Source organism: Geminicoccus sp. (genome assembly GCF_035556675.1).
GTDB lineage: Bacteria > Pseudomonadota > Alphaproteobacteria > Geminicoccales > Geminicoccaceae > Geminicoccus.
In genome coordinates, this window is record NZ_DATMFZ010000250.1 from 1 (window position 1) to 10711 (window position 10711).

Consider the following 10711-nt stretch of genomic DNA (forward strand, 5'->3'; position numbering starts at 1 on the left):
TGATCGTCTCGGTGGCGGTGTTCCTCGTGCTGCGCCTGGGCCACGGTGACCCGGCGCTGGACTATCTGCGCCTGGCCCAGATCCCGCCGACCGAGGCCGCCCTGGCGCAGGCCCGGACGGAGCTGGGCCTCGACCAGCCGATCCCCCTCCAGTACCTCCATTGGCTGGCGGGTGCGGTCCGGCTCGACCTCGGCACGTCCTGGGTCACAAGGCGGCCGGTGCTGGACGAGCTGCTCCACTACCTGCCGGCCACGCTCGAGCTGGCCGGCGCCGCGCTGTTCCTGGTGATCGTGGTGGGCATCCCGCTGGGCATCCTGGCGGCGCTGACCAAGGACCGCTGGCCGGACCAGCTCACCCGGCTGTTCGCCTTCGTCGGGGCCTCGATCCCGAACTTCTGGCTGGCCTTCCTCCTGGTCCTGGTCTTCTCCGTCCAGCTGGGCTGGCTGCCGCCGATGGGCCGGGGCGGCCTGGAGCACCTGGTCCTGCCGGCGATCGCCACCGCGCTGATGTCGACCGCCATCAACCTGCGCCTGATGCGCGCCTCGGTGCTGGCGCAGCTGGGCGAGCGCCACCTGCTGTTCGCCCGGGCCCGCGGCCTGTCTGAGCGCGCCGTGATCGGCCGCCATGTGGTGCGCAACGCCCTGATCCCGCCGGTGACCGCGATCGGCCTGCATGTCGGCGAGCTGATCGGCGGGGCGATGATCGTGGAGATCGTGTTCGGCTGGCCAGGCGTCGGCCGCTATGCGCTCCAGGCGATCACCAGCCGCGATTTTCCGGCACTCCAGGGCTTCATCCTGCTGATGACGGCGGTGTTCGTGCTCTGCAACCTGGCGGTCGACCTGGCCTATGCCTGGCTCGACCCGCGCATCCGCTTTGGCGCCAGCGCGTCATGACTAGGCAGAACTGGATGCTCTGGCTGTCACTAGGGCTGGTCCTGGTCCTCCTCGTCCTGGCGGTGGCCGGCCCCTGGCTCACCCCCTACGACCCGGCCGAGGCGGACCTGGAGCGGCGGCTGCTCGCGCCCTCGTTCAGCCACTGGCTCGGCACCGACCATCTGGGCCGCGACCTGTTCTCCCGGATCCTGGCCGGTACCCGGGCCTCGCTGGGCTCGGTGGCGCTCATCCTGGTGGGCGTGCTCACGGTCGCGATCCTGGTGGGCTCGGTCGCCGGCTATGCCGGCGGCACCGTCGACGCGGTGCTGATGCGGGTCTGCGACGCCTTCATGACCGTGCCGACCCTGGTGCTGGCGCTGTTCCTGATCGGCGTGCTCGGCACCGGGCTCGCCAACGTCATCATCGCGGTGATCCTGTCGCACTGGGCCTGGTATGCGCGGCTGGTGCGCGGCCTGACCCTGTCCCTGAAGAACCGCGACTATGTGGCCGCAGCGGTGGTCGCCGGCGGGTCGCGCTTCGCGATCCTGCGCCGCCACATCCTGCCGGGCGTGCTGGGCCAGCTGGCGGTGCTGGCCAGCCTCGACCTCGGCCACTGGATGCTGCACGTCTCCGGCCTGTCCTTTCTGGGGCTGGGCGTGGCACCGCCCACGCCGGAATGGGGCATCATGATCAACGATGCCCGGCCGTTCGTCTGGACCTCGCCCATGCTGATCATCCTGCCGGGTGCCGCGATCTTCGTCGCGGTGATGGCGTTCAACCTGCTTGGCGACGCCCTGCGCGACCGGCTCGACCCGGTGCTGGCGGAGCGGGTCCATTGACCGGGCGGCTCGAACTGGTCGGGCTGCGCCTGGAAGCCGCCGGCCGCGTGCTGGTGGATGACGTGGCGCTCTGCCTCCAGCCAGGGAAGGTACTGGCCCTGGTGGGGGCGAGCGGCAGCGGCAAGAGCCTGACCACGCTGGCGCTGCTGGGCCTCCTGCCGCCGGGCGTGCAGCGGACGGGCGGCCGGATCATCCTGGATGGCATCGAGCAGGACACGGCCGGTCTCGCCGCTCTCCGCGGGCGGACCGTCGGACTGGTGCAGCAGAGCCCGCGCAGCTCGTTCAACCCGGTCGTCACGATCGAGCGTCATTTCCGCGAGACCCTGGCGCTGGCGGGGTTGCGGCGGGGAGCAGCGCGCACGCGCGCCCTGGAACTGCTGGCCGAGGTCGGGTTCGACCATCCGGCCGAGATCGTCGGGCGCTACCCGTTCCAGTTGAGTGGCGGGATGCTGCAGCGGGTGATGATCGCCCTGGCGCTGGCCCTGGACCCGCGCTTCCTCCTGGCCGACGAGCCCACCACCGATCTCGACACCGTTCTGCAGGCGCAGGTGCTGGACCTGCTGGGCCGGCTGCGGGCAAGGCGCGGCCTGGGCGTCCTGCTGGTGACCCATGACCTGTCGGTGGTGGCGCGCCTGGCCGATCATGTGGCGGTCATGGCGGGTGGGCGGATCGTGGAGCAGGCCGCGGTCGGCGAGCTGTTCCAGAGGCCGCGCCAGCCAGTGACCCGCGCCCTGCTGGAGGCGCATCTGGCGCTCTGCCAAGGCGAGCCGTCGGAGCTCGCGGCATGAGCCTGATCGAGCTGCGCCAGGTCGCCAAAGCCTACCGGGGCGGCGGGCCGTTCGGACGGTCGGCAACGGTCCAGGTTCTGGAGGGGGCCGATCTCAGGATCGAGCCAGACGAGTGCGTGGCGCTGGTCGGTGCCTCCGGCTCGGGCAAGAGCACGCTCGGGCGGATCCTCCTCGGGCTGGAACGGCCCGACCGGGGCGAGGTCCGGTTCGAGGGAGCACCGCTGCACGACCGGCGGGGCCGCATCCGGCCGGACGTGCGCCGAGCCGTCCAGGCGGTGTTCCAGGACCCGTTCGGTGCCACCAACCCGCGCTTTTCCGCCTTCGAGGTAGTGGCCGAGCCGCTGCGCCATGCCGGGCAGCGCGATGGGCTGCGGGAGCGGGTGGCGGGGCTGGCTCGCGCAGTCGGGCTCGATCCCGCGGAGCTGGACCGGCCCGCCCATCGCTTCAGCGGCGGCCAGCTCCAGCGCCTGTGCATCGCCCGGGCTCTGGTACTCTCGCCGCGCCTGGTCCTGCTCGACGAGGCGGTCAGCAGCCAGGACCTCCTGACCCAGGCGCAGATCCTCCGCCTGCTCCAGCGGCTGCGCAGCCAAACCGGGATCGCCTATCTGTTCGTCACCCACGACCTGCGCCTGGTCCGGGGCTTTGCCGACCGGCTCTACGTGATGGCGGACCGCCGGCCGGTCGAGGCCGACCCGCAGGCAGCCGAGGTCCCGCCAGCCCTGGCGCGGCTGCAGGCGGCGGTCCTGCCGGCCCGGCCAGTAAGCGGCCTCAGCCTTCCTTCCGGCTGAGTCTGGCCAGCAGGATCACCGGGATCAGGCCGAACAGCACGATCAGGAGGGCGGCGATGGCGCCGTCCTCGTAGGTGCCGCGCGCCGCCTCGCCATAGAGATGCGTCGCCAGGGTCTCGAAGGCGAGCGGGCGGAGCAGGAGGGTGGCCGGCAGCTCCTTCATGCAGTCCACGAACACCAGGAGCGCCGCAGTCAGCAGGGCCGGGCGGACCAAAGGCAGGTGGATGGCACGGATCGTGCCGGCCCGGGTCCGGCCCAGCATCCGTGCCGCCTGGTCATAGGTGGGCGGGATGCGCGCCAGGCCCGCCTCGATGCCGCCCGCCGAGATTGCCATGAATCGGGCGGCATAGGCATAGATCAGGGCTGCCACCGAGCCGGACAGGAACATGCCGCTCACCAGGCCCAGCCGGTTCAGACCCTGGTCGAGTGCCGCCATCGGCCACAGCAGGCCGATCGCCAGCACGGTGCCGGGTACGGCATAGCCCAGGCTGGCGACGCGCAGGAGCTGGATTCCCAGCCGCGACTGGCGCGCGGTGAACGCCACCACCAGCCCGGCCAGGATGATCACCAGCGTGGCCGTGCCGGCGAGCAGCATGGTGTTGAGCGTTTCCTCCACGAGGCGGGAGGAGAAGCCGGCGAAGCTCAGCCGCTTCCAGGCCTCGTTGCCGAGATGGAGAGCCGGCGCCACGAAGCCCAGCAGGACCGGCACCAGGCAGAGCAGCACGGCGACGAGGGCCATGGGCCCCTTCAGGCGCACCGGCTGGAGGCGCCGGGCGCGGCTGGCCTCGGCGGCGTAGCGCTGGCGGGTGCGGGCGGTGCGCTCCAGCACGATCAGCGCCACCACCACGACCAGCATGGCGATGGCAATCTGGGCGGCACCCGGCAGGCTCGTCCGGTTGATCCAGGTGGCGTAGATCGAGACGGTGAGGGTCTGCACCCCCAGGAATTCGGATGCGCCGATATCATTGATCGCCTCCATCAGCGCCAGGCTGGTGCCCACCGCGATCGCCGGCCGCGCCATCGGCAGGACCACCCGGAAGAACACCTCGAGGGGCCCCGCACCCAGCATCCGCGCGGCATCCACCATGCTGGCCGCCTGCATCAGGAACATCGCCCGGGCGAACAGGTAGACATAGGGATAGAGCACGATGCCCAGCACGAAGATGCAGCCGGTGAGCGAGCGCATCTCCAAGAAGCGCAGGTCGCGCGGCGTAAGGCCGAACAGGGCGCGCAGCACACTCTGCACCGGCCCGATCGGGTGCATCAGGTCCAGATAGGCGAACGCGATGATATAGGTCGGGATCGCCAGCGGCAGGAGCAGCGCCCACTCGAACATGCGGCGCAGCGGGAAGTCGTAGGCGGTGACCAGCCAGGCGCTGCCGGTGCCCAGGCTCACCACGATCAGGCTGACGCCCAGCAGCAGGAGGGCTGTCTGGGTCAGCGCGTGCGGCAGCACGTAGGAGATCAGGTGCGGCCAGAGATCGCCGGAACTCTGGGTCGCGATCGCGAGCAGAGCCAGGATCGGCAGCACCACCAGAAAGGCGATGGCGGCCGCGGCGATCTGCCAGCCGCGACCGGAATGGGAGGACGAACGATCGAGCGCCGTCGCGAGGAAAGAGCGCATCAGGCGCCGCGACCATCGGAAATGAGGGAAGGGGTGGTGGCCGCGCCACCACCCGGGGCGATTACTCGTCGAAGCCGACCTTGTCGACCAGTTCGGCCGCGGTCTTGCGGTTGGCGGCGATCTCGGTGAGCTGGGTCGCGTCCACCTTGAGCGGCCCCAGCGCCTCGATGATCGGATCCACCGCTGCGCCCGGCTTCACCGGATACTCGTAGTTGGCGCTGGCATAGATGCCCTGCGCCTCGTCGGAGACGAGATATTCCAGCAGCTTGACCGCATTGTCCTTGTTCGGCGCGTGCTTGGCGACCGCGGCACCCGACACGTTGACCTGGGTACCGCTGCCATCGGCGAAGGTCGGCAGGATCACCTTGATCGCCTTGGCCCATTCCTCCTGCTCGGGCCCGCCCTTGCCGCTGCGCATCAGGCCCACATAGTAGGAGTTGGCGATGCCGATCTCGCAGATGCCGCCCAGGATGTCGCGCGCCACGTCGCGGTCGCCGCCGGCCGCCGGGCGGGCGAGGTTGTTCTTCACACCCTCCAGCCAGGCCTCGGTCTTCTCCGCCCCGTCCTTGGCGATCATCGTCGAGATGAGCGCGATGTTGTACGGATGCTTGCCTGAGCGGATGCAGACCTTGCCGTCCCACTTGGGATCGGCCAGCTCCTCATAGGTGAAGCTGATGAGGTCGTTCAGGTCCTTGTCGGCATAAAGGACCCGCGCGCGCAGCGAGAGGGCGAACCAGTTGCCGTCCGCGTCGCGCAGGTTGGCGGGGATGGCGCTTTCCAGCGCCTCGGACTTGACCGGCTGGGTCACGCCGGCCTCGACCAGATCCACCAGGTTGCCGAAGTCTACGGTCATCAGCACGTCGGCGGGCGAATTCTCACCCTCGCTGGCAACCCGCTCGGCCAGCCCGTCCTTGAGCGCCACGGTCTTGACCTGAATGCCGCTCTCCTTGGTGAAGGCATCGAGGAGCGGCTGGATCAGGCCCGGCTCGCGCGTGGTGTAGATGTTCACTTCCTGGGCCTGCGCCGCCTGCGCCGCCAGAACCGCTGCACCCGCCAGCATCGTGCCATGCAGCCAGCGCCGCAGTGATTTCGCCGCGTTCATGTCCCACCCCTTATGCTTGAAGACGCTCCCAGGAGCTGCGGTGATGAAGAACAATAATCGGGGTTGGTACGCAAGCGAACCGCAACAAGTTTGGAAATGGTCTAATTCAAGTCTGCTGACGCCGGGTGCCGGCGACGCCCGTTCGACAGGGCGAAGCCGGCGATCCGTCGATGGTCAGGCCTGGGCGTTCACCAGGATCTTGAGCTTGTCCGAGCCCGGCCGAGTCAGGACGTCGAAGCCGCGCCCGACCGCCTCGTCCAGCCCGACCTTGTCCGACAGGATCCGCTCCACCGGCAGCTTGCCCGAAGCGACCAGGCTGATGGTGCGCGGCCAGAGCGTGAGCGGGTAGCACCAACTTCCTTCGAGCGTGATGTCCTTGGTCACCAGCGCGGAGATGTCGACCGTGCCGGGCTCCACGCTCAGGCCCACCTGCACGATCGTGCCGCGCCGGCGCACCGCGCGGATGCAGGTGTCCAACGCAGCGGCATGGCCGACGCATTCGATCGCCACGTCCACGCCCTGGCCGGCCTCGGTCTGTCCGGCGATCCGCTGGAGGGTGCCCTGGTCCTGTGGATCGACCACGTCGTCGACCACGCCCAGTTCCCTGATCCGCTCGCGGCGCAGCGGGTTGGTCTCCGAGACGATGATCCGGGTGGCACCCGCAGCACTGGCGGCCAGCGCGGCGAGCGCGCCGATCGGCCCCGCCCCGGTGATCAGCACCGAGCTGCCCGCCTGCACCTTGCCCTTGTCGACCGCATGGACCACCACGGCCGCGGGCTCGATCATGGCACCCTGCTCGTCCGTGACCTGGTCCGGGAGCTTCGCCACATTGGCCTCGCGCACCAGCGCCTGCTGGCCGAACCCGCCCCAGGGCCAGTTCAGCCCGACCAGGCCCAGCCGGCTGCTGAGCTGGCCGAAGCCCCGCCTCGTGTAGAAGTCGTCCGGCGGTGCCACCAGCGGCTGCACCGCCACCCGGTCGCCGGGCTGGACGCTGGTCACGCCATCGCCGGTCGCCAGCACCTTGGCGGAGAACTCGTGCCCCAGGATCTGCGGCGCCTTGGCGCCGGTGAACGGGTCGGTCGATGTAGGAATGAAGATCGGCCCGGCCATGAACTCGTGCAGATCGGTCCCGCAGATCCCGCACCAGCGCGGCTCCAGCACCACCTCGCCCGGCCCCGGCCGGTCCGGCGGCGCGATGTCGTCGACCCGCAGATCCCTGGCCCCGTGAAAGCGCAGCGCACGCATGGCTTCGTTCCTCTTGGTTCGGCACGCCGCCTTGGCGGCGACGGCCGGCCTTTCCCTGAGCACGACGGACGATAAGGCAGTCTCGCCATGGCCTGAACGTGAAATCGTCCGGCCGGCTCAGGGCAGGAGGCCGCAGCAAGCCCGCTTCAGCCCATCCCCAGCGCCCGGTTGCGGGCGTGCTGGATGTGCGCCGCCATCGCGGCCTCGGCGCCGGCCGCGTCACGCGCCAGCATCCGCTCGACGATGCGCAGATGCTCCTCCATGACCGGGACCACCAGCGCGTCGATGCGGGTGGCGGCGTCGCGGATCAGGCGGATCTTGATCGAGTTGACCCGGTAGGCCTTGCTGATGATCTCGTTGCCGAGTGCATCGATGATCTGGTCGTGCATGCCCCAGTCGGTCGCCTGGGCCAGCGCCTCCAGCTCCGGGGAATGGCCTTCGGCCCGCGCCCGCTCCAGCACCAGGAGGTGGCGGGCGTGCAGGGCCTGGAGCACCTCGTCGGCTGCGGCCTCGACGAACAGCCGGGTAGCGGGCCCCTCCAGGAACAGGCGGAACTGGTAGGCGTCGCGGATCAGGTGGAGGTCGAGATGGGCGATCTGCATGCCGCGCTGTGGCACGGTGCGGATCAGGCCCTCGGCCTCCAGGCGCGGGATCAGCTCGCGGATCGCACCCAGCTTCATGCCGGTGAGCGCCACCAGCTCGCGCTGCGAGACGAACTGGCCGGGCCGCAGCTCGCGGGTGAGGAGCTGCCGGGTGAACCGGTCATAGGCCTGCTCGCGCAGCTTCAGCTGGACAGCCCCGTCGCCGGTCTCCGGCATGGTCATTTCGCCCTGGCTTCCCGGCCCGGCATCCCGTCCAGCAGCGGCAGGAGCGCGTCGACCTCCGTGGCGGGCAGGAGCGGAGGGCGCACCGCCGTCCAGGCAGGGTCGCCGCTGCGCGCCGCCACCAGCGCCTTGACTGCCGGGATCACCGGCTGGTCGCAGATCGCATCCACGAGCCGGGCGATGCGCACGTCATCCTGGCCTTCGGCGGCGAGTGGCAGCAATGCCGCCGGGCAGAGATTGGCCAGGCCGGAAATGGCCCCCTGGCCGCCCAGCCGCACCGCCCGGGCCAGCTGGCGCTCGTCGCCGATCAGGATGGTCAGCCGCTCGGCATGGGCGGCGAGCAGCGCCTCCGCATAGGCCCAGTCGCCCGAGGAATCCTTCACCCCGGTCACCACGCCCGGGAATTCCTCGGCCAGCCGCGTCACCAGCGCCAGGCTGAGCGGCACGGCGGTGACCGACGGGATGTGGTAGAGCAGCAGGTCGCGGGCGCGGCCGCCCAGCCGCTCGATCAGGCTGGCGAACCAGCGGAACAGGCCCTCGTCGTCCACGCCCTTGAAGTAGAAGGGGGGAGGCAGCAGGACCGCATGGGCGTCATGTTCATAGGCTTGGCCCACCTGGAACAGCGCCGATTCCATGGAGGACGCGGCAACGCCGCCGATCAGGCGGTGCTCGCTGATGCCGGCGGCCTCCAGCGCCTGCCAGACCGCCTCGCGCTCGCCATCCCCGATCGAGGCACCTTCGCCGGTGGTGCCGAACAGGGTGACCCGTGCGCAGCCATTGGCAAGGCACCAGCTGGCATGACGCACCATCCGCGCCAGGTCGATGCTGCCGTCCTCGGTGAACGGCGTCGCCAGTGCTGCCGAGAGTCCGAACCGATCGCCCGCCATCCGTCATCCTACCATTCGAGCCAGCCCTGTCGACAAGCTGATGCCACGGCTGACATGTCAGCGCGAGGATATTCCGCTTGCAGGGTCGGCAGGTCCATGTTTGATCCTGGGAAACGATCAGGAAGGTGGTGCCGAGCCCGGCGGGAGACTGGGCGGCTCACACCATGCCATGGACAGGCCGTGAAAATGGCGGCCGGACAGGGAGGCGACCAGAATGAGATTCGGCAGGACGACGCGGCGTTCGGTGCTGGCCGGCACGATGGCGGCCGGTGCCTTCGGGCTGTCGGGGGCGCGGCTGGCATGGGCCGATCCGGCCTGGAAGGCGTTCGAGGGCACTGATCTCGAGGTCATGCTGACCAAGGGGCCGCGCGGCGAGACGCTGCAGAAATACGAGGACGAGTTCACCGAGCTCACCGGCATTCGGGTGGGCTCCGAGCAGATCCCCGAGCAGCAGCAGCGCCAGAAGGCGGTGATCGAGCTGACTTCCGGCTCGCCCAGCTTCGACGTGATCCATCTGAGCTACCACGTGCAGAAGCGCCAGTTCGAGAAGGCCAAGTGGCTGGCCGACTTCTCGCAGTTCCTGAAAGACAGCAACCTCACCGAGGCGACGCTGACCGAGGACGACTTCTCCGCGGCGGGCCTGCTCTACGCCAAGAACGATGCCGGCGAGATGCGCTCGCTGCCGTTCTCGGTCGACTACTGGATGGTCTACTACAACAAGGAGATGTTCGAGCGCAAAGGCGTGGCCTATCCCACGACCTTCGACGAGCTGGTGACGGCCGCGGAGAAGCTGACCGATCCGGCGAACGGCGAGTACGGCTTCGTGGCCCGCGGCCTGCGCAACGCCAACGTGCCGGTCTGGACCTCGTTCCTCCTGGGCTATGGCGGCACCATGGTCGACGAGCAGGGCCAGCTGAAGACCGACACGCCCGAGGCGATCGAGGCGGCCAAGCTCTACCAGCGCCTGCTCACCAAGTCGGCCCCGCCGGGCGTGGCCGGGTTCAACTGGTCCGAATGCCAGTCGGCCTTCCTGCAGGGCAAGGTCGGCATGTGGATGGACGGGGTGGGCTTCGCCCCGCCGCTGGAGGACCCGACCAAGTCGCGGATCGTCGGCAAGGTCGGCTACGGCGTGATGCCCAAGGGCCCGGTGAAGCAGGTCTCGGCCACGTTCGGCGACGGGATCGGCGTGGCCGAGGCCAGCAGCAACAAGGAAGCCGGCTATCTCTACTGCCAGTGGGCGGTGTCCAAGCTGATGGGCACCCGGCTGCTGCAGGCGGGCGGCGGCGTGCCGTTCCGCAAGTCGATCCTGAACGATCCCGAGGTGCGCAAGGGCGTGACCCTGCCGGCCGAATGGGTCGAGTGCGTGGCGGGGTCGGCCGAGGTCAGCGAGCTGGGCCTGCCGGTCATCATCCCGGTCACCGAGTTCCGCGACACGTTCGGCACCGCACTCACCACCCTGCTCTCCGAGGGTGACCCCGCTGCCTTGCTCAAGCAGGCGACGCAGCAGTTTCAGCCGGTGCTCGACAAGAGCGAGGCATGACGTCCAGCCTGGCCCTGGAGAAGCCTGCCGCCGCCGCGCCCCTGGCCTCGCGCCGGCGGGCCGGCGGCTCGCTCTGGCCGTTCGTGCTGCCGGCGCTCATCGTGGTCGCCTCGGTGATCGTGTTCCCCTGGGCGTTCACGATCTGGATGAGCCTGAACGAGTGGCAGATCGGCGGCGGCAGCAGCTTCGTGGGCCTGGCCAA

The 10711-nt window shown here is 69.8% G+C and carries 10 protein-coding genes and 1 pseudogene; 6 read left to right on the plus strand and 5 right to left on the minus strand.

Features of this window, described 5'->3' with window-relative positions:
• The first annotated feature begins 2 nt into the window (after positions 1-2).
• Genes nikB through VNS22_RS17580 form a run of 4 tightly spaced genes read left to right on the plus strand, consistent with a single transcriptional unit; the run spans position 3 to position 3287 of the window.
• Complete coding sequence (nikB, locus tag VNS22_RS17565; RefSeq protein WP_349261824.1) at positions 3-893, plus strand: nickel ABC transporter permease subunit NikB; 891 nt, start codon at positions 3-5, stop codon at positions 891-893.
• Positions 890-1711 carry a nickel ABC transporter permease subunit NikC gene (nikC, locus tag VNS22_RS17570; protein ID WP_349261825.1) on the plus strand — a complete coding sequence of 274 codons (822 nt, stop codon included), beginning with the start codon at positions 890-892 and terminating at the stop codon, positions 1709-1711. The genes nikB and nikC overlap by 4 nt, the downstream gene beginning before the upstream one ends.
• Entirely contained in the window at positions 1708-2499 is a 792-nt protein-coding gene (locus VNS22_RS17575) for an ATP-binding cassette domain-containing protein (protein WP_325734682.1), read from the plus strand. The genes nikC and VNS22_RS17575 overlap by 4 nt, the downstream gene beginning before the upstream one ends.
• Positions 2496-3287 carry an ABC transporter ATP-binding protein gene (locus tag VNS22_RS17580; protein ID WP_325734684.1) on the plus strand — a complete coding sequence of 264 codons (792 nt, stop codon included), beginning with the start codon at positions 2496-2498 and terminating at the stop codon, positions 3285-3287. Before VNS22_RS17575 ends, VNS22_RS17580 begins: the two co-directional genes overlap by 4 nt.
• On the opposite strand, the gene VNS22_RS17585 is transcribed toward VNS22_RS17580, so the two are convergent.
• From VNS22_RS17585 to VNS22_RS17605, 5 genes are all read right to left on the minus strand, one after another.
• Positions 3268-4911 carry an iron ABC transporter permease gene (locus tag VNS22_RS17585; RefSeq protein ID WP_325734685.1) on the minus strand — a complete coding sequence of 548 codons (1644 nt, stop codon included), beginning with the start codon at positions 4909-4911 and terminating at the stop codon, positions 3268-3270. The two genes, VNS22_RS17580 and VNS22_RS17585, sit on opposite strands and share 20 nt — an antisense overlap.
• A 61-nt stretch (positions 4912-4972) precedes the next feature.
• A complete protein-coding gene (locus VNS22_RS17590; RefSeq protein WP_349261826.1) occupies positions 4973-5971 on the minus strand; it encodes a Fe(3+) ABC transporter substrate-binding protein in 999 nt (332 codons plus the stop codon).
• A 216-nt stretch (positions 5972-6187) separates the two neighbouring features.
• Positions 6188-7258, minus strand: a complete 1071-nt coding sequence (locus VNS22_RS17595; protein ID WP_325734689.1) for a zinc-binding dehydrogenase — start codon at positions 7256-7258, stop codon at positions 6188-6190.
• Between the two features lie 146 nt (positions 7259-7404).
• The gene (locus VNS22_RS17600; protein WP_325734691.1) at positions 7405-8082 is read right to left on the minus strand and encodes a GntR family transcriptional regulator; all 678 of its coding nucleotides are present in this window, start codon (positions 8080-8082) and stop codon (positions 7405-7407) included.
• Positions 8079-8969, minus strand: coding sequence for a dihydrodipicolinate synthase family protein (locus tag VNS22_RS17605; protein ID WP_325734693.1), 891 nt, complete (start codon positions 8967-8969; stop codon positions 8079-8081). The genes VNS22_RS17600 and VNS22_RS17605 overlap by 4 nt, the downstream gene beginning before the upstream one ends.
• 214 nt (positions 8970-9183) lie before the next feature.
• On the opposite strand from VNS22_RS17605, the gene VNS22_RS17610 reads away from it, so the two are divergent.
• Positions 9184-10509: a sugar ABC transporter substrate-binding protein gene (locus VNS22_RS17610; RefSeq protein ID WP_325734694.1), complete on the plus strand. Its 1326-nt coding sequence runs from the start codon at positions 9184-9186 to the stop codon at positions 10507-10509.
• Positions 10506-10711 (plus strand): annotated as a pseudogene (locus VNS22_RS17615) (sugar ABC transporter permease); the annotation flags it as partial. The gene VNS22_RS17610 and the pseudogene VNS22_RS17615, both read left to right, overlap by 4 nt.

Excerpts from the sequence above, each read along its gene's own strand:
- nikC (WP_349261825.1), top strand. The coding sequence starts at position 890 with ATGACTAGGCAGAACTGGATGCTCTGGCTGTCACTAGGGCTGGTCCTG.
- VNS22_RS17580 (WP_325734684.1), top strand. The coding sequence starts at position 2,496 with ATGAGCCTGATCGAGCTGCGCCAGGTCGCCAAAGCCTACCGGGGCGGC.
- VNS22_RS17590 (WP_349261826.1), bottom strand. The coding sequence starts at position 5,971 with ATGCTGGCGGGTGCAGCGGTTCTGGCGGCGCAGGCGGCGCAGGCCCAG.
- VNS22_RS17610 (WP_325734694.1), top strand. The coding sequence starts at position 9,184 with ATGAGATTCGGCAGGACGACGCGGCGTTCGGTGCTGGCCGGCACGATG.
- VNS22_RS17600 (WP_325734691.1), bottom strand. The coding sequence starts at position 8,082 with ATGACCATGCCGGAGACCGGCGACGGGGCTGTCCAGCTGAAGCTGCGC.
- VNS22_RS17585 (WP_325734685.1), bottom strand. The coding sequence starts at position 4,911 with ATGCGCTCTTTCCTCGCGACGGCGCTCGATCGTTCGTCCTCCCATTCC.
- VNS22_RS17605 (WP_325734693.1), bottom strand. The coding sequence starts at position 8,969 with ATGGCGGGCGATCGGTTCGGACTCTCGGCAGCACTGGCGACGCCGTTC.
- VNS22_RS17595 (WP_325734689.1), bottom strand. The coding sequence starts at position 7,258 with ATGCGTGCGCTGCGCTTTCACGGGGCCAGGGATCTGCGGGTCGACGAC.